At 71.9% G+C, this 26,339-nt stretch carries 23 protein-coding genes and 3 pseudogenes; 17 read left to right on the top strand and 9 right to left on the bottom strand.

Annotation, left to right across the window (positions count from 1 at the left end):
- Window positions 1–42: 42 nt before the first annotated feature.
- The gene (locus P3X83_RS33755; RefSeq protein ID WP_277309383.1) at window positions 43–711 is read right to left on the bottom strand and encodes a response regulator; all 669 of its coding nucleotides are present in this window, start codon (window positions 709–711) and stop codon (window positions 43–45) included.
- Complete coding sequence (locus tag P3X83_RS33750) at window positions 708–3,266, bottom strand: DUF4118 domain-containing protein (RefSeq protein ID WP_277309382.1); 2,559 nt, start codon at window positions 3,264–3,266, stop codon at window positions 708–710. Before P3X83_RS33750 ends, P3X83_RS33755 begins: the two co-directional genes overlap by 4 nt.
- 348 nt (window positions 3,267–3,614) lie before the next feature.
- Between P3X83_RS33750 and P3X83_RS33745 the strand changes: the two genes are divergently transcribed.
- The 13 genes and pseudogenes from P3X83_RS33745 to P3X83_RS33685 all read left to right on the top strand — a co-directional run bounded on the left by P3X83_RS33745 (window position 3,615) and on the right by P3X83_RS33685 (window position 15,089).
- Window positions 3,615–3,704 carry a potassium-transporting ATPase subunit F gene (locus tag P3X83_RS33745; RefSeq protein ID WP_277309381.1) on the top strand — a complete coding sequence of 30 codons (90 nt, stop codon included), beginning with the start codon at window positions 3,615–3,617 and terminating at the stop codon, window positions 3,702–3,704.
- Entirely contained in the window at window positions 3,704–5,365 is a 1,662-nt protein-coding gene (gene kdpA, locus P3X83_RS33740) for a potassium-transporting ATPase subunit KdpA (protein WP_277309380.1), read from the top strand. The genes P3X83_RS33745 and kdpA overlap by 1 nt, the downstream gene beginning before the upstream one ends.
- A gap of 1 nt (window position 5,366) precedes the next feature.
- On the top strand, window positions 5,367–7,493 hold the full coding sequence (gene kdpB, locus P3X83_RS33735) for a potassium-transporting ATPase subunit KdpB (RefSeq protein ID WP_277309379.1): 2,127 nt from the start codon (window positions 5,367–5,369) through the stop codon (window positions 7,491–7,493).
- A 3-nt stretch (window positions 7,494–7,496) separates the two neighbouring features.
- Window positions 7,497–8,387, top strand: coding sequence for a potassium-transporting ATPase subunit C (locus P3X83_RS33730; protein WP_277309378.1), 891 nt, complete (start codon window positions 7,497–7,499; stop codon window positions 8,385–8,387).
- 249 nt (window positions 8,388–8,636) lie between these two features.
- Window positions 8,637–10,025: a pentapeptide repeat-containing protein gene (locus P3X83_RS33725; protein ID WP_277309377.1), complete on the top strand. Its 1,389-nt coding sequence runs from the start codon at window positions 8,637–8,639 to the stop codon at window positions 10,023–10,025.
- Between the two features lie 38 nt (window positions 10,026–10,063).
- Window positions 10,064–10,354 (top strand): hypothetical protein, encoded by a 291-nt coding sequence (locus P3X83_RS33720; RefSeq protein WP_277309376.1) that lies wholly within the window; start codon window positions 10,064–10,066, stop codon window positions 10,352–10,354.
- Window positions 10,355–10,452: 98 nt separating this feature from the next.
- A complete protein-coding gene (locus P3X83_RS33715; RefSeq protein ID WP_277309375.1) occupies window positions 10,453–11,058 on the top strand; it encodes a helix-turn-helix domain-containing protein in 606 nt (201 codons plus the stop codon).
- A 1-nt stretch (window position 11,059) separates the two neighbouring features.
- Window positions 11,060–11,806 carry an SRPBCC domain-containing protein gene (locus P3X83_RS33710; RefSeq protein ID WP_277309374.1) on the top strand — a complete coding sequence of 249 codons (747 nt, stop codon included), beginning with the start codon at window positions 11,060–11,062 and terminating at the stop codon, window positions 11,804–11,806.
- Window positions 11,807–11,859: 53 nt separating this feature from the next.
- On the top strand, window positions 11,860–12,399 hold the full coding sequence (locus P3X83_RS33705; RefSeq protein ID WP_277309373.1) for a dihydrofolate reductase family protein: 540 nt from the start codon (window positions 11,860–11,862) through the stop codon (window positions 12,397–12,399).
- Window positions 12,400–12,483: 84 nt separating this feature from the next.
- Window positions 12,484–12,576 (top strand): annotated as a pseudogene (locus P3X83_RS33700) (ATPase); the annotation flags it as partial.
- Between the two features lie 388 nt (window positions 12,577–12,964).
- Window positions 12,965–14,182, top strand: coding sequence for a pentapeptide repeat-containing protein (locus P3X83_RS33695; protein WP_277309372.1), 1,218 nt, complete (start codon window positions 12,965–12,967; stop codon window positions 14,180–14,182).
- A gap of 119 nt (window positions 14,183–14,301) precedes the next feature.
- Complete coding sequence (locus tag P3X83_RS33690) at window positions 14,302–14,733, top strand: CrcB family protein (RefSeq protein WP_277309371.1); 432 nt, start codon at window positions 14,302–14,304, stop codon at window positions 14,731–14,733.
- The gene (locus P3X83_RS33685) at window positions 14,730–15,089 is read left to right on the top strand and encodes a CrcB family protein (protein ID WP_277309370.1); all 360 of its coding nucleotides are present in this window, start codon (window positions 14,730–14,732) and stop codon (window positions 15,087–15,089) included. Before P3X83_RS33690 ends, P3X83_RS33685 begins: the two co-directional genes overlap by 4 nt.
- Before the next feature lie 3 nt (window positions 15,090–15,092).
- On the opposite strand, the gene P3X83_RS33680 is transcribed toward P3X83_RS33685, so the two are convergent.
- The gene (locus P3X83_RS33680; RefSeq protein ID WP_277309369.1) at window positions 15,093–15,599 is read right to left on the bottom strand and encodes a GNAT family N-acetyltransferase; all 507 of its coding nucleotides are present in this window, start codon (window positions 15,597–15,599) and stop codon (window positions 15,093–15,095) included.
- Between the two features lie 80 nt (window positions 15,600–15,679).
- Here P3X83_RS33680 and P3X83_RS33675 point away from each other — a divergent pair, with 80 nt between their 5' ends.
- The gene (locus tag P3X83_RS33675; RefSeq protein ID WP_277309368.1) at window positions 15,680–16,390 is read left to right on the top strand and encodes a maleylpyruvate isomerase family mycothiol-dependent enzyme; all 711 of its coding nucleotides are present in this window, start codon (window positions 15,680–15,682) and stop codon (window positions 16,388–16,390) included.
- Window positions 16,391–16,628: 238 nt separating this feature from the next.
- On the opposite strand, the pseudogene P3X83_RS33670 reads toward P3X83_RS33675, so the two are convergent.
- A pseudogene (locus tag P3X83_RS33670) lies at window positions 16,629–17,216 on the bottom strand (RNA-guided endonuclease TnpB family protein); the annotation flags it as partial.
- Between the two features lie 125 nt (window positions 17,217–17,341).
- Here P3X83_RS33670 and P3X83_RS33665 point away from each other — a divergent pair.
- Window positions 17,342–18,181 (top strand): HD domain-containing protein, encoded by an 840-nt coding sequence (locus P3X83_RS33665; RefSeq protein WP_277309367.1) that lies wholly within the window; start codon window positions 17,342–17,344, stop codon window positions 18,179–18,181.
- Window positions 18,182–19,131: 950 nt separating this feature from the next.
- Here P3X83_RS33665 and P3X83_RS33660 read toward each other — a convergent pair.
- Together P3X83_RS33660 and P3X83_RS33655 are read right to left on the bottom strand one after the other, a co-directional pair.
- Window positions 19,132–20,703, bottom strand: coding sequence for a hypothetical protein (locus P3X83_RS33660; protein WP_277309366.1), 1,572 nt, complete (start codon window positions 20,701–20,703; stop codon window positions 19,132–19,134).
- Between the two features lie 196 nt (window positions 20,704–20,899).
- Window positions 20,900–21,226: pseudogene (locus tag P3X83_RS33655) on the bottom strand (dienelactone hydrolase family protein); the annotation flags it as partial.
- Between the two features lie 55 nt (window positions 21,227–21,281).
- Here P3X83_RS33655 and P3X83_RS33650 point away from each other — a divergent pair.
- A complete protein-coding gene (locus tag P3X83_RS33650) occupies window positions 21,282–21,686 on the top strand; it encodes an SRPBCC domain-containing protein (protein WP_277309365.1) in 405 nt (134 codons plus the stop codon).
- 10 nt (window positions 21,687–21,696) lie between these two features.
- On the opposite strand, the gene P3X83_RS33645 is transcribed toward P3X83_RS33650, so the two are convergent.
- The 3 genes from P3X83_RS33645 to P3X83_RS33635 are packed head-to-tail and all read right to left on the bottom strand — an operon-like array spanning window position 21,697 to window position 25,686.
- Complete coding sequence (locus tag P3X83_RS33645) at window positions 21,697–22,257, bottom strand: hypothetical protein (protein WP_277309364.1); 561 nt, start codon at window positions 22,255–22,257, stop codon at window positions 21,697–21,699.
- A 28-nt stretch (window positions 22,258–22,285) separates the two neighbouring features.
- Complete coding sequence (locus P3X83_RS33640) at window positions 22,286–23,164, bottom strand: FAD binding domain-containing protein (RefSeq protein WP_277309363.1); 879 nt, start codon at window positions 23,162–23,164, stop codon at window positions 22,286–22,288.
- A complete protein-coding gene (locus P3X83_RS33635) occupies window positions 23,161–25,686 on the bottom strand; it encodes a molybdopterin-dependent oxidoreductase (protein ID WP_277309362.1) in 2,526 nt (841 codons plus the stop codon). Before P3X83_RS33635 ends, P3X83_RS33640 begins: the two co-directional genes overlap by 4 nt.
- A gap of 85 nt (window positions 25,687–25,771) precedes the next feature.
- Between P3X83_RS33635 and P3X83_RS33630 the strand changes: the two genes are divergently transcribed.
- Window positions 25,772–26,314 carry a TetR/AcrR family transcriptional regulator gene (locus P3X83_RS33630; protein WP_277309361.1) on the top strand — a complete coding sequence of 181 codons (543 nt, stop codon included), beginning with the start codon at window positions 25,772–25,774 and terminating at the stop codon, window positions 26,312–26,314.
- The last annotated feature ends 25 nt before the right edge of the window (window positions 26,315–26,339 follow it).

Genomic DNA, 26,339 nt, shown 5'->3' with positions numbered 1-26,339 from the left:
CCCAAGCCTAGGGAGATCATCCCTGCGTACGGCACCCCTGGCTCAGACCAGAAAACGATAACCCATCCCGGGTTCGGTGATCAGGTGGACGGGATGGGCCGGGTCGCGTTCCAGCTTCCTGCGGAGCTGGGCCATGTACTGACGCAGGTAGTGCGACTCCTTGACGAACTGCGCCCCCCACACTTCGGTCAGCAGGTGACGGTGGCCGACCAGTTTGCCGGGGTTGCGGAGCAGGATCTCAAGGATGTGCCACTCGGTCGGGGTCAGGCGCACCCCGCCGGAGACGGTCTTGCCGACCCGGTCCACCATGTGGTCGCCGACGCGGATCTGCGCGAACTCGGCCTCGGTGACGGCCGAGCGCCGGGCCACCGCGCGGACCCTGGCCAGCAGCTCATCGATGCCGAAGGGCTTGGTGACGTAGTCGTCGGCCCCGGCGTCCAGGGCCTCGACCTTGTCGCGGTTCCCGGCGCGGCCGGAGAGGACGATGATCGGCACGTTGGTCCAGCCGCGCAGGCCTTGGATGACGTCCACGCCGTCCATGTCGGGCAGGCCGAGGTCGAGCAGCACCAGGTCGGGGTGCCGGTCGGCGGCCTGGCGCAGCGCCGACCCGCCGTCCCCGGCCATGTCCACCTCGTAGTGGCGGGCGGCCAGGTTGATCCGCAGCGCCCGCAGGATCTGGGGCTCGTCGTCCACGACGAGGATGCGGGTCATGGGCGTACCGGGACGGCGCCCGCCACCGGCAGGGTAAGGATCATGGTGAGTCCGCCTCCGGGGGTCTCCTCCGGCACCAGCGTGCCGCCCATGGCCTCCGCGAGCCCGCGCGACAGCGCGAGGCCCAGGCCGACGCCGGTGTGGTTGTCGCGGTCCCCGAGCCGCTGGAACGGCAGGAAGACCCGGTCGTGGGCCTCGGCCGGGATGCCCGGCCCCCGGTCTATGACGCGCACCTGCACGTCATCGCCGTGCCGGCTCCCGGTGACGAGCACCGGACGGCCCGGCGGGCTGTAGCGGATCGCGTTGGACATCACGTTGACCAGGACGCGTTCCAGCAGCACCGGGTCGGCGAGCACCTCGGGCAGTTCCACGGAGACGTCGCCGCGCACGCGGTCGCGCAGCGGCCCGAGGTCGTCGATCGCCTTGGGCACGACCTCGTCCAGCGCCAGCGGGTGCGAGGACGCCCCGAGGACGCCGGACTGCAGGCGGCTCATGTCGAGCAGGTTGGCGACCAGGCGGTCCAGGCGGCTCAGCGACTCGTCGGCGGTGGCGAGCAGTTCGGCGCGGTCGTCGGCGGACCAGGTGACGTCGGTGGCGCGCAGGCTGTCCACCGCGGCCTTGGCCGAGGCAAGCGGGGTGCGCAGGTCGTGGCTGACGGCGGCGAGCAGCGCGGTGCGCATCCGGTCGGCCTCGGCCAGCGGCCTGGCCTGCTCGGCCTCCTCCTTGAGCCGCGCCTGCCGCAACGCGACGGCGGCCTCGGCCGCGAACGCCTCCAGGACGCGCCGGTCGGCGGCGTTGAGCAGCCGCCCGCTGACCGCCATGGTCAGGGTCTCGTCGATGACGACCTCGGTGTCGGCGGCGGCCGGGGAGGTGCACGGCGCGCCGCCGGTGGTGGCGACGATCCGCCACGACTCGGGGTCGGAGTGGTCGTCGGCGGTCTGCCCGGCCACGGCGTCGCGTTCCAGCAGCGTCACCGAGGTGAGGGCGAACGTCTCGCGCATCCGCGCCAGCAGGGACGGCAGCGCCGAGTCGCCGCGCAGCACGTGCCCGGCGAGCGTGGAGAGCAGTTCGGCGTGCGCGGTGGCGTGCGCCGCCTCCCGCGTACGGCGTGCCGCGAGGTCCACGATCGCGCTCACCGCCGCCGCCACCACCATGAAGGCCACCAGCGCGAACAGGTTCTCCGGATCGGCGATGGTGAACTGCCCCACCGGCGGCGTGAAGAAGTAGTTGAGCAGCAGCGACCCGCCGACCGCCGTGGTGATCGCGGGCCACATGCCGCCGATCAGCGCGACCCCGACGACCAGCAGCAGGAAGACCAGTATCTCGCTGGGCAGGGCCAGGATGTCGCGGAAGGGGATCATCGCGGCGGTCAGCGCCGGGGTTCCGGCGACCGCCGTGATCCACCCGACGATCCGCCGTTCACGAGTGAGCGCGGCACGGGATCCGGACATGAGCTGCCGTCCCTTCTTCGCCTCCGCGTGCGTGATCATGTGCACGTCGATCGAGCCGGACCTCGCCGTGGTCTCCACGCCGACCCCGCGCGACAGCAACTGGGCGAACCGGCCGCGCCGCGAGGCCCCGAGCACGAGCTGGGTGGCGTTGACGCCCCTGGCGAAGTCCAGCAGCGCCCCGGGGATGTCGTCGCCGATCACCTGGTGGTAGCTGCCGGCGAGGTTCTCGACCAGGGTGCGCTGGCGGGACAGCGCGACCGGGTCGCCTCCGGCCAGGCCGTCCGCGCGGGTGACGTGGACGGCGAGCAGGTCGGCCCCCTTGCTGCGGGCGGCGATCCGCGCGGCGCGGCGGATCAGCGTGTCGCCCTCGGGGCCGCCGGTCAGCGCGACCACGACTCTTTCGCGGGCCTCCCAGGTGGTCGCGATGCCGTGTTCGGCGCGATAACGGTCGAGCTGGTCGTCGACCTTCCCGGCGACCCACAGCAGGGCGAGTTCCCGCAGCGCGGTCAGGTTGCCGACGCGGAAGTAGTTGGCGAGCGCGGCGTCCACCTTCTCCGGGGCGTAGACGTTGCCGTGGGCCATCCGGCGGCGCAGCGCCTCGGGCGACATGTCCACCAGTTCGACCTGGTCGGCCCGCCGTACGACCTCGTCGGGGACGGTCTCCCGCTGCGGCACTCCGGTGATCTGCTCGACGACGTCGTTGACGGACTCCAGATGCTGCACGTTGACCGTCGAGATCACGTCGATACCCGCGTCGAGCAGTTCTTCGACGTCCTGCCACCGCTTGGCGTTGCGGCAGCCGGGCACGTTGGTGTGCGCGAGTTCGTCGATCAGCGCGAGGCGGGGACGGCGGGCGATGACCGCGTCGGTGTCCAGCTCGGTGAAGACGGCGCCCCGGTGCGTCACCGTCTTGAGCGGCACCGCCTCGATGCCGTCCAGGAGTTCGGCGGTGTGCGCCCGGCCGTGGGTCTCCACGACGCCGATCACCACGTCCTTGCCGCGTTCGATGGCGCGGCGGGCCTCGCCGAGCATGGCGTAGGTCTTCCCCACGCCGGGAGCCGCCCCGAGGTAGACCCGTAGCCGCCCGCGTCCCACGTCGATCATCACTCCTGCCGGCCCCGCCCAGTACGACATATGCCAGCAAATATCGACTTTCTAATAATCACACCCTTCTTGACGCGTTCGCTACGCCCATGCCGCCGATATTGACGCGATTCTGACGCCTCGTTCGCCCTGTATGCGGGGCGTCAAGATTTCCCGTAGCGACGTATATATGCCGTCAAGATTCACCAAATCGCTCTAGAAGCCGTATTTCATTCAACCGATAGCCGGCGGATCCGCCGGTCGTAAGCCGAGCTGGAGGAGTAAGGGGATGGCCGACGTCATCTTCGTCGCCCTGACGGTCGTGATCTTCGCGATCTTCGGGCTGGTCGTGCGGGCGGTGGAACGACTGTGAGCGCGGTCAACGCCATCGGCCTGGGCGTGGCCGCACTGCTGGTGATCTTCATGGTCGCCGCGCTGCTGTTCCCGGAGCGGTTCTGATGAGCCCCACCGTGGCCGGGGCCGTCTTCGTCGTCTCCCTGGTCCTCGCGATGGTCACGGTGCACAAACCGCTCGGCGACTACATGTACCGGGTCTACACCGGCGTACGGCACAGCCGCGTCGAGCGCGGGATCTACCGGCTGCTCGGCGTGGACGCCGACGCGGGCCAGCGCTGGAGCGCCTACGCGCGTGCCGTCCTGGCCTTCTCGGTGATCTCGCTGCTCTTCCTGTACGGCCTGCAGCGCCTCCAGGACGAACTGTTCCTCAGCCTGGGCTTCCCCCCGGTCACCGACCACATCGCCTGGAACACCGCGGTCAGCTTCGTCACCAACACCAACTGGCAGGCGTACTCCGGCGAGTCCACCATGGGCCACCTGGTGCAGATGGCCGGCCTGGCCGTGCAGAACTTCGTCTCGGCGGCGGTCGGCATGGCCGTGGCCATGGCGCTGGTGCGCGGCTTCGCCCGCAGCCGCACCGAGGACCTCGGCAACTTCTGGGTGGACCTGGTGCGCGGCACCATCCGCATCCTGCTGCCGATCGCCGTGGTCGGCGCGCTGGTGCTGGTCGCCGGGGGCCTGGTGCAGAACTTCACCGGCCCGCACGAGATCACCACGCTGGGCGGCGCCACGCAGAACATGACCGGCGGCCCGGTGGCCTCCCAAGAGGTCATCAAGGAGCTCGGCACCAACGGCGGCGGGTTCTACAACACCAACTCCGCCCACCCCTTCGAGAACGCCACGAGCTGGACCAACTGGGTGGAGATCTTCCTCATCCTGCTGATCCCGTTCGCGCTGCCGCGCACCTTCGGCCGGATGGTCGGGCAGGTCCGCCAGGGCTACGCGATCGTGGCCGTGATGGGCGTGATCGCCGTGGCCAGCGTGATCCTCGCCAACGTCTTCGAGCTGAGCGGGAACGCCACCGTGCCGCAGGCCGTGGGCGCGGCGATGGAGGGCAAGGACGTCAGGTTCGGCGTGGCCAACTCGGCCACGTTCGGCGCCGCGACCACGCTCACCTCGACCGGCGCGGTGGACTCCTTCCACGACTCATACACCCCGCTCGGCGGGATGATGACCATGTTCAACATGATGCTCGGCGAGGTCGCGCCGGGCGGCGTCGGCTCCGGACTGTACGGCATGCTGATCCTCGCGGTCATCACCGTCTTCGTGGCCGGCCTGATGGTGGGCCGCACCCCCGAGTACCTGGGCAAGAAGATCGGCGCCAGGGAGATCAAGCTCGCCTCGATGTACTTCCTGGTCACCCCGGTGCTGGTGCTGATCGGCACGGCGGCGGCGATGGGCAACGAGGCCGGCCTGGCCGCGATGCTGAACTCGGGACCGCACGGCTTCTCCGAGATCCTCTACGCCTTCACCAGCGCGTCCAACAACAACGGGTCGGCGTTCGGCGGGGTCACCGTGAACACCCCCTGGTACGACATCGCGCTCGGGCTGTGCATGCTGTTCGGCCGGTTCCTGCCGATCATCTTCGTGCTGGCGCTGGCCGGGTCGCTGGCCCGCCAGTCCCCCGTCCCCGAGTCGGCGGGCACACTGCCCACCTACCGGCCGCAGTTCGTCGGCATGGTCGTGGGGGTCACCGTGGTCCTGGTCGCCTTGACGTTCCTCCCGGCGCTCGCGCTCGGGCCGCTCGCAGAAGGGCTTTCCTAGCATGTCCACCCCGCTCACGCGTTCGACGGGCCCTGCCCCGGCGGCGCAGCCGTCCGGCAGAGTCAGTAGCAGGGTCGGCGGCGGCCTGCTCGATCCGCGTCAGCTCCTCCGCTCGCTGCCCGACGCGGCCCGCAAGCTCAACCCGGCCACGCTGTGGCGCAACCCGGTGATGCTGATCGTGGAGATCGGCGCGGTGTTCACCACCATCCTGGCGATCACCGATCCGTCGTTCTTCGCCTGGGCCATCGCGGTCTGGCTGTGGCTCACCGTGCTGTTCGCCAACCTGGCCGAGGCGGTGGCCGAGGGCCGGGGCAAGGCCCAGGCGGCCACGCTGCGCGCGGCCAAGCGCGACACCACCGCACGCCGTCTCACCAATGGTGAGCGATGGGAGACGGTCGGCGCGGCCGAACTCCGCCAGGGCGACCGGGTGATCGTGGAGGCCGGGGAGACCATCCCCGGCGACGGCGACATCGTCGAGGGCATCGCCTCGGTGGACGAGTCGGCGATCACCGGCGAGTCCGCCCCGGTTATCCGGGAGTCCGGCGGCGATCGCTCGGCGGTCACCGGCGGCACCAAGGTCCTCTCGGACCGGATCGTCGTGGAGATCACCCAGAAGCCCGGCGAGAGCTTCATCGACCGCATGATCGCCCTGGTCGAGGGCGCCGACCGGCAGAAGACGCCGAACGAGATCGCGCTCAACATCCTGCTGGCGGCGCTGACCATCATCTTCCTGGTGGCCACGGTGACCATGCAGCCGATGGCCATCAACGCCAAGGCCGAGAACCCCGGCATCCCCGACTCACTCGCGCTGACCGGCGACGGCGTGACCGGGATCGTGCTGGTCTCGCTGCTGGTCTGCCTGATCCCCACCACCATCGGCGCGCTGCTGTCGGCGATCGGGATCGCCGGGATGGACCGCCTGGTGCAACGCAACGTGCTGGCCATGTCCGGCCGCGCGGTGGAGGCCGCGGGCGACGTGAACACCCTGCTCCTGGACAAGACCGGGACGATCACCCTGGGCAACCGGCAGGCGTCGGAGTTCGTCCCGGTGGCGGGCGTCAGCGAGGAGGAACTGGCGCTGGCCGCGCAACTGTCCAGCCTGGCCGACGAGACGCCGGAGGGCCGCTCGATCGTGGTGTTCGCCAAGCAGCGCTACAACCTGCGCGAACGCCGTCCCGGCGAGCTGACCGGCGCCGAGTGGGTGCCGTTCACGGCGCAGACCCGCATGTCGGGGGTGAACGTGGACGGCCGCGAGGTCCGCAAGGGCGCGGCGACCGCCGTCATGAAATGGGTCCGCGACCAGGGCGGCCACCCCACCGACGAGGTCGGCCACATCGTGGACGGCGTGTCGGCCTCCGGCGGCACCCCGCTGGTGGTGGCCGAGAAGGGCCGCGTGCTCGGCGTGATCCACCTCAAGGACGTGGTCAAGGAGGGCATGGCCGAACGGTTCGACGAGATGCGCCGGATGGGCATCCGGACCGTGATGATCACCGGTGACAACCCGGCGACCGCCCGGGCCATCGCCGCCGAGGCCGGCGTGGACGACTTCCTGGCCGAGGCCACCCCCGAGGACAAGCTCGCTCTGATCAAGAAGGAGCAGGAGGGCGGACGGCTGGTGGCGATGACCGGCGACGGCACCAACGACGCCCCGGCCCTGGCGCAGTCCGACGTCGGCGTGGCGATGAACACCGGCACCTCGGCCGCCAAGGAGGCCGGGAACATGGTGGACCTCGACTCCAACCCGACCAAGCTCATCGAGATCGTGGAGATCGGCAAGCAACTGCTGATCACCCGGGGCGCGCTGACCACGTTCTCCATCGCCAACGACATCGCCAAGTACTTCGCGATCATCCCGGCCATGTTCGCCGCGGTGTATCCGGGACTGGACGCGCTCAACATCATGCGCCTGTCCAGCCCGCAGTCGGCGATCCTGGCCGCGGTGATCTTCAACGCGATCATCATCGTGGCACTGATCCCGCTGGCGCTGCGCGGGGTGCGCTACCGCCCAGAGAGCGCCGCCAAGCTGCTGTCGCGCAACCTGTACCTGTACGGGCTGGGCGGCATCGTGGCCCCCTTCATCGGGATCAAGCTCATCGACCTGCTCGTCCAGTTCCTCCCGGGGATGTGAACCATGCATCGTCTGCCAGCCTGGATCGGCTCGCACCTGGCCGCGCTGCGCGCGGTGCTGGTGCTCACGCTGGTCACCGGCGTGATCTACCCGCTGGTGGTCACGGGAGTGGCCCAGGCGCTGTTCAACGACAAGGCCAACGGCTCGCCGGTGGAGAAGGACGGCAAGGTGATCGGTAGCGCCGTCATCGGGCAGCTCTTCACCGACGCCGAGGGCGAGCCGATACCGAAGTACTTCCAGAGCCGCCCGTCGGCGGCCGGGGACGGCTACGACATGCTGTCCGCCGCCGCCAGTAACCTGGGGCCTGAGGACGTGGTGGACACGCTTCCGGTGCCCGGGCAGAAGGACGACGAGGGCAATCCCGACGAAGGCCGTCAGTCGCTGCTCACCCAGGTCTGCGCCCGCTCCAAGGCGGCGGGCGAACTGGACGGCGTGCGCGGCGGCCGACCGTACTGCACCCCTGACGGCGTAGGCGCGGTGCTGAAGGTCTTCCCGGCCGTGGGCGCGCCCAAGCGGGCGGTGTCGGTCAACCAGGCGTGCCCGGCCACCCCGTTCACCACCTCCTACCAGGGCGTGCCGGTCGAGTGCGGCAAGCCCGGCGAGGACTACGCGGCCGGGCGCACGGTCCCCGTGCGGGGCGACGCCGTCGCCCAGGTCCCCGCCGACGCGGTCACCGCCAGCGGCTCCGGTCTCGACCCGCACATCTCCCCGGCCTACGCCCGGATCCAGGCCCCACGCGTCGCCCGCGAACGCGGCCTGCCCGTCCAGCGGGTGGAGGAACTGATCGAGTCCCACACCACCGGCCGCGCCCTCGGCTTCATGGGCGAGCCCGCCGTCAACGTCCTGGAACTCAACCTCGCCCTGGACGACCCGGACGCCACCAAGGCCGACTGACCGGTAGCGCGGCCCGCACCCCACGCTCCCCGCTCTGCCGCCCCTCCCGGACCGGTCACCGTCTCGCCACGGTGACCGGTCCGTCACGGCGGGGCACTCTCCCGGAGAGCTGGAAAGCGTGTTTTCCTAGGTTGGGGAGGGTGAGGCGACCTGAATTCATCCTTACGGACTGTTCACGCAGTGCGACATAACGTGTATGACCGATGTATGCAACCATGGGATGTCGGCTGGGCGACATGCTCCGCGTGCATGGGGGCGGCCCGGAGGCCGTACGGGCGGTGTCTCGCCCATCTCGAACCCGACGAACTGGACGCCGCGCTGAAAGCGACGCTGTCCGACGTGAGCGGCTTCACCCGAGGGCTGGCCCCAGCGATCGATCTGCGCGGGGTGCGTGTTCCAGGCAGACTGCTGGAACACATGCTGAGTGTGACCGGCGGGCGGCTGGGACGCGCCCGGTTCGATCACGCGGTCTTCGACGGCGACGCCCGCTTCGGCGGGGCGGTGTTCGAGGGCGACGTCTCCTTCGACCATGCCTGTTTTCACGGGCTGGCCTCCTTCTACAACGCTGGTTTCACGAGAAACGTCTGCTTCAGGGACGTGCACTTTGCCAGTCATCTGTCACTCTCCGAGGCCAGGGTGGGCGGATACGCGGTGTTCGACGGGGCCTCCGTCAGCGGCGACGCCGTGCTCGACTCGGCCGTGTTCGGCAAGGACGCCTCGTTCCACGGCACCGCGTTCACCGGCCTGGCCAGCTTCGACGGCGTCCGCTTCAACGCGAACGCCAGCTTCCGCGCGGCCCGGTTCGTCCGGGTGGTCTCCTTCCGCAGGGCGGCCTTCGCGGGGCACGCGTCGTTCGCGGCGGCGCGGTTCTCCGCGTCGGCGTACCTCGCGCCGAGCGCGGTGGGCGGCGCGTTGTCCCTGGCGGGCGCGGACGCCGGGGCCGGGCTGGCGCTCACCGCCGCCGGGTGCACGGTGGACATGCGCCGCCTGCGCGTGGCGGGCGGCCCGCTGACCGTGCGCCTGTGCAAGGCGCAGGCCGACCTTGAGGGGGCGATGATCCGCGAGGCGGCGTCCCTGACCGGCAAGGAGTCGGTACGGCTGGTCTCCCTTCGCGAGGTCGCGGCCAGCACCGGGCTGCGCCTTTCCGGGCTCGACCTTTCCGGATGCAGCTTCACCGGGCTGCGCCATCCGGAGCTGCTGCGCCTGTCCGACTGCGTGTTCGCCGACACCCCGCGCGGCGTGCGCGTGGCGTTGCGCTGGCCGCCGCTGCGCTGGTGGGGGCGGCGTCGGGTGCTGGCCGACGAGCGCGCCCTGTGGGACCGGCCCGTGCCGTCCGGCGGCGCCCCGCCGCCCACGGCCAAACAGCTCGCCACCCTCTACTCCCGCCTGCGCGCCGGGGTCGAGGACCGGCACACGGCCACCGACTTCGCCTTCGGCGAGATGGAGATGCGCCGCCACGCCCGATCGGGCCCCGGCCGCTGGCTCCTGTGGGCCTACTGGCTGATCAGCGGCTACGGCCTGCGCTACGGCCGCGCCGCGTGCTGGTTCGCCCTGGCCGCGCTGATCGTCCTCGGCGGCCTGATGTGGTCCGGCGCCCAGCCCGTCGCCCACGGCGTCCTGCCCGGCCCCGGCGATTGAACACCGCCCACGAGACTCAAAGGCCCGACCCGATACTCGTGCTCCGCCGGCTCGTCCGCGCCCTGGCCCGGCTGGCTCTGGACGCCGACCGGCAGACGGACATCCTCGCCCGGGCGCGTCTGCCGGTGGACGAACTGGCGCTGGAGTACAGCGACGCCCTGGGGGTCTCATGGGCGGCCGTCGAGGTGGGCCTGCTGGCGGACAGGGAGATCCAGGCCCGCCTCAGGGCCTTGGACGACATGCCGGCTGAGAGGCCGGCATCCGTGAGCACGCGCGGATGGCACTGGCCAGGATCGAGGGCGCCACGGGAATGGCCGCTCCGCACATAGAGGACTTCGACTGACACAGGACCGACGCAGGACCGACGCCGCTCACCGACAATTTTGTTTGTCTTGACAAGAGAGCTTGTCGGTGAGAGGCTGCATGCATGTTCGACGTGGCGGTGATCGAAGATCCGGCTGTGGCGGCGGTCTCTCTGGATCCGATGCGGGCCCGGTTGCTGGCCGAACTGGCCGTGCCGGGGTCGGCGGCGGGGTTGGCCGAGCGTGTGGGGCTGGCTCGGCAGAAGGTGAACTACCACCTGCGCGAGCTGGAGCGGCATGGGCTGGTGGAACTGGTCGAGGAGCGTCGCAAGGGCAATATGACCGAGCGGGTGCTCCAGGCCACCGCGGCGTCGTATGTGATATCCCCCACCGCGCTGATCTCGGTGGCGCCCGATCCGGGACGGGCGCCCGACCGGTTGTCGGCGCGGTGGCTGCTCGCGCTGGCGGGTCAGCTCGTGCGTGACGTGGGGGCGCTGATCACCGGCGCGGCGCGGGCCGGCAAGCCGGTGGCGACCTTCGCCATCGACGGCGAGGTGCGCTTCGCCTCCGCGGCCGATCGGGCCGCCTTCGCCGAGGAGCTCGGCCAGGCGGTCACTTCCCTGGTCGGCCGCTACCACGACGGCGACGCCCCCGCCGGGCGCACGTACCGGATCGTCGTCGCCGTCCATCCCGCCGCACCGTCCCGTGCGCCCGAAACGAAGGAGTCCTGACATGGGGCGCGAGTTCCAGCAGCATGACGAGGTCGAGACCGACGCGACCCCGGAGCAGGTGTGGCAGGCGATCGCCACCGGGCCCGGCTACGACTCCTGGTACATGGGGCGTACCGAGGTCGAGCCGGGCGAGGGCGGGGCGGTCCGCACTGACCTGGGCGGGTTCGTCATGGAGTCCACCATCACCGCCTGGGAACCGCTGCGGCGGTTCGCCCACCGCAGTGAGGAGGCGCCGGACGGCCGGTTCATCGCGTTCGAGTTCCTCATCGAGGGGCGCGAGCGGTCCGGCACGGTGCTGCGGCTGGTGACCGACGGCTTCCTGCCCGGCGACGACTGGGAGGCCGAGTACGACGCGATGCGCAAGGGCGGCGCGATGTACTTCGGCACGCTCGGCGCGTATCTCGGCCACTTCGCGGGCCGTACCGCGACGCCGATCATGGCGGTGGCCCCGTCGGCGCCCGATGCGGACACGGTGTTCGACCGGGTCCCCGGCGCCCTCGGGCTGACCGGCCGCCCGGCGCTCGGCGACCGGGCCCGGCTCGCTCCGGAGGGCCTGCCGCCGATCGACGGCGTCGTCGACTTCACCAACGCGGACACCCTCGGGGTCCGCACGGACGACGCGCTGTACCGATTCGTCCGCGGGTTCCGCCGCCCGATGGTCGTCACCCACCACGTCTTCGCGAAGGGCGTGGACCGGCGGGAGACCGAGCAGGCGTGGCAGGCGTGGCTGGCCCGTCTGTCGGCCTGAATCAAAAAGCACTACTTCGCGGAAAAACACCTGAGAACAACGGAGATATCGCAATGCGCAAGATCATCAGTGGCCTCTTCATCTCCCTCGACGGCGTCGTCGAGGCCCCTGACCAGTGGCACTTCCCGTACTTCGACGAGGACATGGGCAACGCCGTCCAGGCCATGATGAACGACAGCGAGGCCATGCTCCTGGGCCGTCGCACCTACGAGGAGTTCGCGGGCTACTGGCCCACCTCCACCGACGACCTGGCCGGCCACATGAACGGCACCCCCAAGTACGTCGTGTCCAACACGCTGACCTCCGCCGACTGGCAGAACTCCACGCTCGTCAGCGGCGACGTCGTCAAGGAGCTGGCCCGGATCAAGGAGGAGCCGGGCGGCAACCTCGCCATCACCGGCAGCGGCACGCTCGTCGCCTCGCTGCTGCGCGCGGGCCTGCTGGACGAACTGCACCTGCTGGTGCACCCGATCGTGGTCGGCTCCGGCAAGCGGCTCTTCGAGGACGGCGCGCAGGTGCCGCTGCGCCTGACCGACTCGACGACCTTCTCCACCGGGGTCCTGCACCTGGTCTACGGACGGGCCGACTCCTGACCTGAGAAGTTCCCCCAAGCCCCCGGGCGCGTCTCGCGCCTGGGGGCTTTCGTATTGCCGCTTGACCGTCGCACCGGCGGCCTCTTCCACGGGGTCTTCCACGCCGTCGTCGACGGCGAGCTGATCGTGCAGACCTTCGAGTACGCGGGCGCCCCCGGCCACGTCAGCCTGGACTCCAGGATGTCGTGATCATGGGCGGCGGCGACCTCTGCTACGCCTACCTGCGCGCGGGGCTGGCCGACCTGCTGACCGTGCACATCGCGCCGCGCGGCGACGGCCCCGGATCGACCTGGAGAAGACCGGCCTGGTCTCCACCCCGTCGGCCGAGCACGTCACCTACCGCGTCCGGCGCCCCGCTGCCTGACCCGGCTCCCACCTGCCCGGTCGAGGGCGGGCGTAACGATCGGCGGGCGAATGAGGATAGGGCGGTATGCGCATTACGGCCCGGCGTCGGCGTCCGTCCGCGCCCTCAACCGGTCCCGCCGAAGCGGCGGAGGCCCCCTCAGCGGAACCCCGTCCCGGGCCGGAGCCCGTTCCACGACGCCGCAGGCCCGTCCCCGCGATCGTGTGGGTCCTGCCGATCGTCATCGTGATCCTCGCGGTCGCCGCGGCCACCTCCTGGCTGCTGCTGCTCGGGGTGAATCGGCCTCCCCTCTCGTCGCTTGACCTCCCGTCGGCCTTGACGGACCCTCCCGGCCTGGACGTGGTGCTGTTCACCGCACTGCTCGCCGGGACGGCGACCGGCGCGCTGGCCGTGCTGGGTCTCGCCTTCCGGCGTCAGCGCCACCGCGAGCTGGACAGCGCCCGCGCCGCCTACGAGGCCGACCGGACGGCACGGCACGCCGAACGGGTCGCCGACGCCGCCGAGCGCGACGCGGCGGAACGCCGGATCACCGACCTCTACGTCAGGGCCGCCGAGCAACTGGGGCACGCGCAGCCCGCCGTCCGGCTGGCGGGCCTGTACGGCCTGGAACGCCTGGCGGAGGCCGACCCCGGCCACCGTCAGACCGTCGTGAACCTGCTCTGCGCGTACCTGCGCATGCCGTACCACCCGGGCGCGACGGGCAACGGCCGCGAGGGGGAGCTCCAGGTCCGCCTCACCGCGCAGGGCGTCCTGGCGAACCACCTGCGGGAGAACCGCTCGGCCTCGCCAGGCTCCTTCTGGGCGGAGGTGCGCCTGGACCTGACCGGCGCGACGCTCATCGACCCCGACTTCAGCTCCTGCACGTTCGGCACCGCGACCTTCACCCGGGCCGTGTTCGCGGGCAACGCCGAGTTCAGCGGCGCCACCTTCGAGCGTCCCGCCGACTTCAGCGGCGCGGCGTTCAACGGCAGCGGCTGGTTCGGCGGCGTGACCTTCGACGGCACGGTCCGGTTCCGCGGGGCGACCTTCAGCGGCGCGGCCGGGTTCGGCGGCACGTCCTTCAACGCCGATGCCTGGTTCCGCGACGTGACGTTCGGCAGGCACGCGGGCTTCGCCAGGGCGATCTTCAGCGGGCAGGCCGGCTTCGACGGCGGCTCCTTCGAGGGCGAGGCGGACCTGCGGGAGGCCGTGTTCGCGGGCGACGCGGACTTCGGCGGCGCCTCCTTCGCCAGGGACGCCGACTTCAGCCGCGCCTCGTTCATGCGCACGGTGCGGTTCGCCGACACCGCGTTCACGTCGGCGCTCCGGTTCGAGGGCGCGATCGCCAGCGACCCGGACCAGGCGCACGTCTGGCCGTCCGGCTGGCACCCGGACCGCGCGCCCGAGGGGCCCGCCCGGCTGGTCCCGGCGGCGTCCTGATCGGAGCGGCGGACCCGAGCACCAGGTCGGCAGGACTACTGTCGGAGTATGTCCGCCGCGCGGTCCCCCCACCTCGACCGGACGGCCCGCCGCGTGGCCGCCCGCGGGACGGAGTGACCATGGCCGGGTCGGCGGCGGCCAGGAAGCCGGGCGAGGCGGCGACGATCGCGGCGGTGTCCGCGGGCGGCGTGATCGGCGCGATGTCGCGCCACCTGCTCACCGAGGTGTTCCCGCACGCCCCGGGCACGTTCGCCTGGGTGACCTTCTGGATCAACGTGGCCGGGTGCTTCCTGATCGGCGTGCTCATGATCGTGGTGACCGAGACCGGCCGGGCGCATCCGCTGGCCCGCCCGTTCCTGGGCGTCGGCGTGCTCGGCGGGTTCACCACCTTCTCGGCCTACACCGTGGACGCGCTGGCGGCGCTGCGGGCGGGCTCGGTGCCGGGCGCGCTGGCCTACCTGGGCGGCACGCTCGTCGCGGCGCTGGTCGCGGTGAGCCTCGCGGTCGTGCTGACCAGGCGGCTGTTCGGCATCGGGCGGAGCCGCCCATGACCCTGCTGCTGGTCGCCGTGGGCGCCGCCGTCGGCGCGCCGCTGCGCTACCTCACCGACCGGATCGTCCGGTCCAGGACCACCTCGACGTTCCCGTGGGGCACGTTCGCCGTCAACCTGGCCGGTTCGTGGCTGCTCGGGTTCCTGGCCACGGCGGCGGCGCCGGACGGGCCGGTGACGGCCCTGGCCGGCGCCGGGTTCTGCGGCGCGCTGACCACGTACTCCACGTTCGGCTATGAGACCGTGCGCCTGTTCACGGACGGCGGGCGCGCGCGGGCCGCGTGGTACGCCGGGGGCAGCATCGCCGCCGGGCTCGCCGCCGCCTTCGCCGGGATGCTCATCGGCGACCTCGTCTAGCGCTCACAGGTCGCGGCGCATGCAGACGCGCGGCCAGCGGTCCAGGCCGTGCGCCGCCTCACGGGCGCGCAGCTCGCGCAGCCCCGGAGTCAGCTCGCCCTCGGCCAGGACGCGAAAGCCGCACCGCGCGTAGTAGGGCGCGTTCCACGGCACGTCCCTGAACGTGGTCAGGGTGAGCGCGGGCGCGCCACGCCCGGCCGCCCAGCCCGCGACGTGGTCGATCAGCGCCCGCCCCAGCCCGCGCCGGGCAGCGCGCGGATGGACGGACACCTGCTCGACGTGGACGTTGCCGTCGAGCGGATCGGCCAGCAGGTACGCGCTCACCGCTCCGGTGTCGTCCAGCCCCACCCAGGCCCGCCCGGCACGCTGGTAGGCGGCCAGCACCTCCGGCGACGGCGGGTCATCGTCGGCGATCTCCGGCATGCCCGCGTCGCGGAACAGACTCCCGGCGGCGCGTTCGATCTCGCGGAGCCACGGCAGTTCGGCCGCCTCCGCCTCTCGGATCCCCACCCGCCGATTCTGCTGACCGGCGACCGCGCCGGGCAACCGATTACCGGGTACGTGCCTGGTCAGCGGGTAGCGTGACGAACATGACGATCGACGACCAGGCGCTCGCGGGCCTCGACCCGTTCGACCTCTACGACGCCGAGGCGGCCCGGCTCGGCCGCTTCTTCGCCGGGCCGGGCGAGCAGGCCCGCGACCGTCCCTCGCGGGCGGACGGGTGGTCGGTCCGCGACGTGCTCGCGCATCTGGCCGGGGAGGAGCTGTACAACCACGCCTGTCTGGACGACGATCTGGCGGGGATGTCCGATCTGCTGGCCCGCGAGGGGGTGGCCGGTCTCGACGACTTCAACGACTGGTGCGTGCGTGAGCGGCGCGGCGTGCCGTACGCCGACGTGCTGGCCGAGTGGCGGGAGAAGAACGGCGAGACCCGCCGCCGGATGCGCGAGCGGGGCGCCGACGCCATGCTGCCGACCCTCGCCGGGCCGTACCCGGTGGGGGCGCAGACCTTCCACTACGCCTCGGAGCTGGCCACCCACGCCGACGACGTGGGGGTGCCGGTGTCGCCGCAGGAGGCCGCCGGGCGTACGGCCTGGCGCGTCCAGGTGGGCCGGTTCGCGCTCGGCGAGCGCGACGCGGGGGTCACCGTGGAGCCCGGCGGCGAGCGCGTCCGCGTGGTGGCCGACGGCGCCGAGGCGGTGCTCTCGGCTTCCGATTTCGTCGAGGCGACCGTGGGACGCCTGCCCGCCGGCCATCCGCTCGACGACGGCATCGTCTCGGCCCTGCGCTGCCTGGCCTGAGCCGTCGTTCACGACCTTCATGACTCTGCGTTGATAGTCATCAACAATTCGTCACCATAAGCGATGACGGACGGTCAATGAAAAGCTACTCTGAGGACCCGAAACCGCGATGGACGGGCGATGGGCGAGTCAATTGGCTCCTCCCCCGCGCCGCAGGAAGGGGATTCCTGCTTCACCACCGACCGCCCGCCGAGGAGGTCTCCCCATGAGGTCTTACACCGGCTCCACAGGCGTTTCAGCTCTCCGCAAGCCCTGCGGCGAGCACGTTACGGGCCGCGTTCACATCCCGATCATGGACCACGCCGCAGGCGCACACCCACTCCCGGACCTCCAGTGGCATCGCCTCCCGCAGCGCCCCGCACACCGAGCACACCCTGGAGGAGGGGAACCAGCGATCCACCACCACCAGCGTGCGCCCGTACCAGGCCGCCTTGTACTCCAGCATCGAAGGCAACTCCCGCCAGGACGCATCGGAAACAGCCCGTGCCGGCGAGCGGTTGCGGACCACGTTCCGCACGGCAAGGTCTTCCACGGCGATCACTTGGTTCTCGAGCAAATGCCGCAGCGCCTGCCGCAACGGCACGCAGGACACCTCCGACAGGAACCCGAACTCACCGCCGCGCTTCCACCCGGTGAGCATGGCCGAGGACTCCGTAGAGGAGACGCGACGCCCCTCCAGCCTGTAGGTGCGTGTGCGTTCCTCCAGGGCCTTGTTGTACACCAGGCGGACGCAACCGAACGTCCGGGCGAGTTCTTCGGCCTGCCCGGGGGTCGGGTAGAAGCGGTACTTGAAGGCCCGCTTCACGACCTGCGCCACGCCTGGCATCGTATCGCGCGATCAACCGCGGGTCGCACGGTTGTTCGATTCGGCGGATTTGTCTGCCCTGCCCCGCGAGGCGGGAGTTCGATTCCTCCCCCACCTGAAGGCGGGGGTCTCCTCGGAGGCATCAGATGACGAGCGGCATTTTCCAACGACGGGAGCCCCCGGAGGCTCCGGCATCCGGCCCCGGCATGCGGCTGCTGATGACCGTGGTGGAGGGGCTGGCCGTGCCCCCGTACCACGTCGCCCGCAGCACCACGGTGCCCTTCCTGCCCGGCAGGAACGAGAACGACGCCGAGCACTCCTTCTCCCTGGGCCTGGTCGGCTACTGCCTGGCCCCGCTGATGGACGAACCCCTCGACGGCGGGCTGATCGTCCGCTACGCCCTGGTTCACGACCTCGCCGAGATCTACTCCGGCGACGTCTCGGTCTACGCCGACGAGGCCGAGCGGGAGAAGAAGGCCAGGCGCGAGGCCCAGGCCAGGGCCATCATCGCCGCGGAGTACGGCGAGACGTTCCCCTGGCTGGTGCGCGACCTGCTCGAATACCACGCGCAGGCCGACCCGGAGAGCCGGTTCGTCTACGCGCTCGACAAGATGCTCCCGCACGCGATGATCATTCTCGGCGACCACCACCCGCTGCGCCCCGCGTGGGCCGACTACCTGCGCACCGAGCGGGTGGCCCGGCAGAAGATCGGGTCGAGCTGCCCGGCCCTGCTCCCGCTGTTCGAGGAGCTGTGCCGGGCCTTCGCCGACCGGCCGCACCTGTTCGCCGACCGGCCGGGGCCGCGCGCGGTGCCCGCCTCATCGGTCGCCCCTGGCGATCACGATGGTGGAGACCGAGATCAGCCCGGCCCCCATGATCGCGAACAGGACGCGGATGTTCAGTGGGAAGCCGGTGCCGAGGATGGCCGGCAGCGCGACCAGGAACGCGCCGAGCGCGCTGGAGGTGACCCGCGTCAGGATGCGTGACCGCGAGCGTCTGACCACCACGGGGAACCCGGCGTTGACCACGGGGACGTCCGGGTGCCGGTGCGAGAAGCCGACGCTCACCCTGGCCAGCGCGTCGAAACTGGTCACCACCGGCTGGAGCCAGAACTCCACGGCGTCGTAGCGCAGCGCGACGTCGTAGGAGTCGTCGGAGGAGATCTTCAGGAAGGTGCCGTCCGTGGCGCAGGACAGCACCTTCTCTCCCTCCTCGGAGTAGCTCTGCGTGAAGAAGCTGACCCGCAGCCGGGCGGCCCGCCGGTCCGACAGCGAGAGGCGGCCCTGCTCGTCGAAGGACACCGAGCCGCCCCGGTCGAGGACCGGCTCGTCGATGCGGATGAAGTAGGAGTCCTTGAAGGTGGGGTGCTGGGCGAGCCGCCGGGCGACGCCAAGCCAGTTCTGCGAGGCGCCCTGGGTCTCGTCGGCGAACTCGTCATAGGTCGTGTCGCGGATGTGGAGGTCGGGAAACCGGCTGGTGGCCGGGTAGTACTGCTGATCGTTGACCTCGATCAGGCGGTCGAGGTAGCGGCGCCCCTCGGTCCTGATCTCGTCCTCGGTCAGCGGGTAGTCGTCGAGGTCGGTGTAGTCGTCCACGCGCAGCCGGAAGACGAACATGTCGGCGGCGCACTCCGCGTCGGTCAGGAAGGCGTAGCGCACGGGCACCAGGAACGGGCCCACGGAGTCGATGTCGGCGACGAAGGCCAGCACGCATCTGCGGCCGATCACGGACATGTTCGCGATGGACTGCTGCAACGCGGGCAGGACGTACTTGACCTCGTATCTGAACTGGATGACCGCTCCCCTGGGCAGTGCCAGCGCGGTGAGGATGTCCTCCGCGTAGCGTCGCCTGGCATTGGACGACAGGAAGAGAACGGACGGCCGAGGGCTTGGCATGACCTTGTGTCCCCCGCTGGTCCCGGCTGTGAGAAGTCGTGCTAGGCGATTGCTGGTCTGCTGCGTCGGCGCCTCCCGGTCTCCGTGGTCCGGCCCTGGCCGGGGTCACCGTGACCGGCGGCACCGCCCTGATCGACCACGTCGCTGAGCGCCAGGAAGCGGCGCCATACCCGGTCGCCGGGTAACTCGTCGAGCCGCTGCCGGGAGACCGGCGTGTAGGAGACGCCGCGCGCCAGGAGATCGGCGTGCCTGGCGAAGACGACCGGTTCCGTCGCGTCGTCCGCCTGGTCGGCGGTGAGGTCGATGACGACCCGACGGGGGTCTTCGGGGTCGCCCACCTCGATCCAGCAGTGGTGCCGGACGGCGCGGCGGTCGTTCGCGGCGAAGGTGACGCTGCCCACGCAGTAGAGCGCGGCGATGCCCCGCTCGGCGTGCAGCCGGCGGGCCAGCCACACCGAGGCCACGCCGCACTGGCCGCGTGGCGGGGCGGCGTCGGGCGGGGCACCGTCGAGGTAGAGCGGGTGGGCGGTGCGCGAGGACCAGGCGGACTGCAACACGCCCCGGTAACCGGCCAGGCGGATCACCCACTCCTGGTCGGCGGGGTCGATCTCGCCCTGGCGGGCGGGCTCGCGGCGGTCGTAGGTCTCGCGCGGGACGCGGTGGATGGCGGTGAGGGAGTCGGCCAGCCGACGCTTGGCCGTACGGGTGACGCCGCGCACCATCAGGATGTTGTCGGGGGTCTCCAGGCGCTGCACGGTGGGGGCGGTGGCGGTGCGGCGGGTCTGGAAGAACCCGGCGGCGTCGTAGGAGTAGGTGACCGGGCACGAGGCCACCGGGACGAACCCGGCCGCCCGGAAGGACGCCCCGCTGAACCCCAGCATCGGGTTGAAGGCGGTGACGACGTTGTCGGCGGCGCCGCGCGCCCGCAGCTCGCGCAGGGCCCGGCCGATGGTCAGGCTCATCAGGTTGGCCGGGATGCCGGGCAGCCCGTGCACGCGGGTCAGCACCAGCACCCGCCCGGCGTGGGCGGGGATGCCCAGCAGGGCCAGCGCGTCGAGCATGTAGCGCCGGTCGCACGGGGAGAAGGCCAGGTAGGTCAGCGGCATCTGCGCGCCGGGCAGGAAGAGCCCGAACTGCAGCACCGTGTCGGCCCGCTCGCTGCGCAGGTAGTGCATCCGGGCCTGGACCCGGTGACCGGCCCACGGATCGACCTCGCCGAACCGCAGGCGGCTGGTCGAGCCGTCGATCCGGATCAGGGTGAGGTCTCTGTGGACCTTGTCCACGTTGCACAGGAGCGAGGTGTGGGCGTCGTAGGCGGCGTCTTCCAGGCCGAGCCGGATCTCGGCGGCGCGGACCAGGGCCTGGATGCGGACCGCTTCATAGACGCGGTCGGCGGGCCAGCTCGTGAGCGCGCGACGGCTCAGCGCCGGAAGGTGCAGCCGGACTTGCAGCTCGAAGGTGCGGGGATCGACGCCCAGGATGGAGGCGTCGTAGGAGATCCTGGCGCCTGTCTGGTGGATGAAGGCTTCCACGTCGCCGTCGCGGAAACGAGCCAGTGGCGAACGCTCGTGAGGCGGGGGGACGCCCGCCCCACCGGCGTGACTCGAGTGCATGATCGTGTATATTCGACCCTCCCCGAGCGCGGTTGCGGGTATTACTCTCAATCGCCTCCAGTATAAATCGACGCCCCTGCTTTTGGCAGCGATGACGGGTAAAGTTCGCGCGCATAACCGCATATCGCGTTTTCGCTGTCCGGCGATTCCCGCGCGATTGCCGAATCCGATACCAACGCGCCCGACATTTCAGTAATTATCGACTTATCGTCGGGCGGCGTTCGCCGAGGAAAGCCATCACCCTGGCCAACGCGTCCGCGCAGGCGTCGGCGTGTTCCGGCGCGCCCCGGCCGAAGAAGGCGTGCGGAGCGCCCGGGTAGGTGACGAACTCGTGCGCGATTCCCGCGCGGCCGAGCGCGTCCCCGAAGGCGGTCACGACGGGCGCCGGGATGCTTTCGTCGGCGCCGCCCCACAGCGCCAGGATGGGCGCGGACATCTCGGACGCGAACCGCGTCGGGCCGTCCGCGCCGTCGAGCGCGTCCGGGTAGCCGTAGAAGCCGATCACCCCGGCCGGCCCGCTTTGGCGCGGTGCATCGGCATAAGCGTGGACATGTCACCGAGCCCGCGCGGCTGCGCGCGTGGTTCCCGATGCCGGTCGAGTTCGACCTGACCCGGGCGCCGCGATCAGGTTCGACATGCCCGACTCCACGGCCGAACGCTACGGGCTCACCCCCGGCGGGCCGGGCACGGTCTCCCACGGCCAGATCGTCCGGGTCGAGCCGCCGCACCTGCTGGAGTACACCTGGGACGGCGAGACCCTGCGCTGGGAGCTGTTCCCCGACGACACGGACGGCACGGACGGCTGCCGCCTGGTGTTCACCAACGTCTTCGACGACCGCGACACCGCGCTGCCCGCCGCGGCCGGCTGGCACGCGGGCCTGGAGACCCTCGCCGCCGAGCTCGACGGCGGCCCGCCCGCCCGCTCACCCTGGGACCGGGCCGACGAGCTGGCCCCCGCCTACGCGGCGTCCTTCGCGGGCTGAGCCCGGCGGGTCAGCCCAGCCGGGCGGCGCGGGTGTCGGGCGACGGGGTGAGCGCGGCGACCAGGCGGTAGACGCCCCGGACCGGCGGAGGCTCGTGTTTGATCCTGTCGAGGGCCGCGCGCAGGGTGGCCCGGCCGCACACCTCGGCGACCCGCCGGTCCGTCGCGAAGGTGTGCTTCCTGATGCTCGCCGCCAGCAGCGCCACGAACCCCGCGACGCCGACGAACGGGTAGGAGAGCGGCAGCGACACTTCGAAGTACCGCTCGGCCGCGCCGACCAGCAGGCCCAGCGGCACCACGGCGGCCATCGTGGCCAGCACCTCGCGCAGGCCGATCCCGGAGCCGGGCCGCCGGGGACCGGCCTGCGCCATCACCCAGGCGAAGGCCGCCTCCCGCTCGATGGGCGGCAGGTCGCCGTAGCCGGGGCCGATGACCAGGCACATGACACCGTCGCGCACGCCCAGCAGGACGTGCGCGCCGGGAGGTGTCGCCCCCTCCTCGACCTGGGGCACGGCGATGCCGAACCGCCGCGACATCTCCTCCGCCCGTGACCGCGCCTCCTCCAGGTCCACAAGGTCATCATTCCAGGCGGATCTCATCTCAACCGGAAATGGCCACCTCAAGTACGTGCTCGACGACGCCGGTGAGCAAGGCCACCTTGTACCGGGCGTCCTTCGGCGGGTCGCACCGGGCCGCCGCGCGGGCGGCGGCGCTGGCCACCGGCTCCCCGGCCAGCAGCGCCTCCTCCACCTCGGTCAGCCGCAGCGGCGTGCGCGCGACGCCGCCCGCCGTCACCGCCGCGAACACCACGGAGCCGCCCGCGACGACCACCCGCGCGGCGGCCTCGGCCAGTGGCCACTCGGCCTCGGCCCGCCCGATCGCCCGGAAGTAGGCGCCCCGCTCCCCGGCCATCGGGGCCGGCAGCTCCAGCGCGAGCAGCGCCTCGCCCGGGTCGAGCAGGTGATCGCGGGTGGGGTCGTCGCCGTACAGCGCGTTGATCGGCAGCGGCCCGCGGCCCTCCACGTCCACCATGGCCTCGAAGCCGAACAGCGCCATGGCCAGCGACGACGGATGCGGGGCCAGGCAGGGGCCGCCGCGCACGACCGTCAGGTGGCGGGTGACGCCCCGGCTCGCCGGGCAGGAGTCGCCGCCGTCCTGGTGGCAGGAGAAGGCGGGGTTGCGGAAGTAGGCGCAGCGGTTGCGCTGCAGCAGGTTGCCGCCGAGCGTGCCGACCGCCCTGATCTGCGGGGTGGCCAGTCCGGCGGCGGTGAGCGCGAGCGACGGGTAGGCCGCGCGCAGCCGCTCGTCGCCCGCCAGTTCGGCGAGCGTGGTGAGCGCGCCGATCCGGGCGGAGCCGTCCGGGCGCCAGGTGATCCCGGCCGGTTCCGCGCGGTCGCGCACGTCGATCCGCCGCGCCCCGGGGGCGCGGGACATCAGGTCCGTGCCCCCGGCGATGAAGACGGTGTGCTGCTCGGTCATCGGGCGAGTCCCTCCAGCAGGCGGTCCGGGCGGATCGGCAGGTCGCGCGGGCGCCAGCCGGTGGCGTTGTGGACGGCGTTGCCGACGGAGGCCGCCACGCCGATCGTCGAGACCTCGCCCAGGCCGATCCCCCGGCCGTTGACGTGGTCCCACCCCTCCTCTTCGAAGTGGACGACGATCTCCGGCGTGTCGCCGATGCCGGGGATGCGGTAGTCCTCCAGGTTCGACGTGAGGATCACGCCGGTGTCGGGGTCCACCAGGCGTTCCTCGAACAGCGCGTAGCCGATGCCCTGGACGATGCCGCCCTCGCACTGGTTGCGGGCCAGGCGTTCCTGGTAGATGTGACCGGCCGCGATCCCGCCCCATACGCGCAGCGGCCGGATCCGGCCGAGCAGGGTGTCCACCTCGACCTCGGTGATGTGCACGGCCCCGGCGAGCCCTCTGCCGATCGCGATGCCCTGCATGGCGATGGGGGTCAGGTAGCCCCGCCGGTCGCCGCGCCGCCGTCCGACCGCCCGGTGGCCGTCCTTGACGCCGCCGACCTCGCGCAGCCGCCGGGCGGCGTCTCTGGTGGCGGGGCCGATCGAGGCGGTCACCCGGCTGCCGCCGGAGCCCGGCCCGTGCGCCGTGCCGCTCTTGCCGATCTCCACGCGGACGCGGTCGGCGGGCAGCTCCAGCTCCTCGCGCAGGATCCCGGCGATCACGCTGCGGGTGCCGGTGCCGATGTCCTGGGTCGCGGTGCGGGCCACCACGACGTCGCCCTCGACGGTCAGCTCCACCTCGGTGCCGGGCTCCAGCATGTACTGCCAGACCGCGGTGGCCAGGCCGACGCCCCGGCGGTACCTGCCGGTCTGCGAGCCGGTGGCCGGGCGGTCCGTCCAGACCGGCAGGCGCTCGGCCCAGCCGTACAGGGCCTGGCGCTTGGGGTTGCCGTCCCAGCGGCGGCGCAGCGCGATCGGGTCCTCGCCCCTGCGGTGCGCGACGTCGTCCACCGACTGTTCGAGCGCCCACAGCAGCGGCGGCGCGAACGGGCCGCGGAACGGCACGCCGGGCGGCTCGTTGGTGAGCACGTCGAAGTCGCGCAGGCGGCGCGGGGCCGTGCCGTACATGAGCCGCGCGACGGCCGCCACGCCGGAGCTGACGGCCACGCCGCCGCGCCCGTAGGCGTCCACGTTGAGGGCGGTGAGGTCGCCCTTGGCGTCGGTGAGCAGCGCGATGTCCACGCGCGCGCCCGGCCGGTTGCCGCCGTAGGCGAGCTGCTCGGCGCGGCTGTAGACCACGCGGACCGGACGCCGGTGCAGGCGCGCCAGCTCGACGGCGGCCACCGCCTCGGCCGACAGCGCCGCCTTGGCCCCGAACCCGCCGCCGACGTGCTCGGCCCGCACGTGGACCCGCTCCGGCGGCAGCTTCCAGCGCCGGGCCGCGTGCTCGGCGGCGATCCGGACGGCCTGCGTCGAGGAGTACAGGTGCAGGTCGCCCCGCTCGTCCCAGTGGGCGACGGCCGCGTGCGGCTCCAGCGGGGTGTGCGACTGGACGGCGGCGCTGTAGGTGGTGGCGATCAGCCGGGGGTCGCCCTCGGCCTGAGCCTGCCGCAGCCGCCGGGCGGCCGTGCGCCCGCGCCAGCTCGCCATGGTGAACGGCCCGCGCAGGTTGGGCGCCTTCCAGCGGGCGGGGAGCAGGAAGCCCTCGGCGCAGCTAGGGGCGCTCTTGCGGCGGGCGGTCTCCCAGACGGGCGCGCCGTCCGGCGAGCCGTCCAGGGCGTTGGGCAGCGGGTCGTAGCGGATCTCGACCGCCTGCGCGAGTTCCCGCGCCTCGCGCAGGGTGGGCGCGGCGACGGCGGCGATCGGCTGCCCCACGTACCGGACGGTCCGGTCGTCGCCGAGCAGATCGACCAGGCGGTCGGCCGGGCGCCCGGTCACCGACACCACGCGGGCGTGGGCCAGGGTGGACCGGACGAGCACGCCTTCGAACTGGTCCGGGAGGCGCACGTCGGTGGTGTAGCGGGCGCGTCCGGTGATCTTCTCCATGCTCTCGACGCGCGCCGGGTCCGGCGGGTGCTCGTCGTCGTGCTCGCCCGCGCAGGCCGCGGCGACCGCCGCGTAGATGCCCTCGTAGGCTCCGCACCGGCACAGGTGCCCGGCGAGCGCGGCGGCGATCTCCTCGCGGGGCGGGGCCACGTCGCCGTGCTCGGCGCGCCAGCGGTCGGTGAAGGCCGCCGCCTCCACTACGAATCCGGGGGTGCAGTATCCGCACTGGAGCCCGTCGTGGGCGGCGAACGCCCGCTGCACCGGGTGGTCCAGTCCTTCGGGGGTGAGGACCTCGCGCCCCTCCAGGGCGGTCGCCGGGATCAGGCAGCTCGCGCTCGGCGTGCCGTCCACCAGGACGGTGCAGGCCCCGCAGACCCCGGTGCGGCACACGGCCTTGGCCCCGGTGAGGCTCAGGCGTTCGCGCAGCAGGTCCACGATCACTTCGTCCGAATCGCCCTCCACCTCGGTGGGGGCGCCGTTAACCGTGATCTTCATCCGGTCGCCTTCCGTTGACGTCGTCAACATCGCGTTGACAGTGTCAACCAGGTACGTTGACGTTGTCAACCAGAAAGGGGGGAGCATGGCCGACGACACCAGGAGCCGCCTGATCGACAACGCGCTCGTCCTGCTGCGCAGCGAGGGGCTGGAGGCCGTGACGCTGCGTGCGGTCGGCGACCTCACCGGAGTGTCCCGCACCGCCCCCTACCGTCACTTCGAGGACAAGACCGCGTTGCTCGCGGCCCTGGCCGCCAGGGTGATCGCGGACCTCACCGCGCACATCACCCGGGCGATCTTCATGGAGAGCGATCCGCGCGACCGGTTGCGGGCCTTCTACGCCGCCTACGCGGGCTACGCGATGGCGCACAGCGAGGAGTACCGCCTGGTCTTCGCGCCGGAGTTCCTGGCGGGCAGCCATCCGGAGCTGGAGGGCGCGGTCGACCAGGTGATCGCCGCCCTCGGCATGGAATCTCCGGACGGCTCCCCGTCCGCCAAGGCCGCCCTGCTGGCGCTGCTCTGCACCGCCCACGGGCTCGCCGACATGGCGACGGCCGGCCACCTGGCGCACAAGGGCGTGGGGGCCGCCATGGTCATCGACGTGCTGGTGGCCGGGCCGTCCTGGTAGCGCCAGAAATATTAACGACCAGTCG

The sequence above is a fragment of the Spongiactinospora sp. TRM90649 genome (assembly GCF_029382225.1).
In the GTDB taxonomy this organism is placed as follows: Bacteria; Actinomycetota; Actinomycetes; order Streptosporangiales; family Streptosporangiaceae; genus Spongiactinospora.
This window is presented reverse-complemented; position numbering and strand designations above follow the sequence as displayed.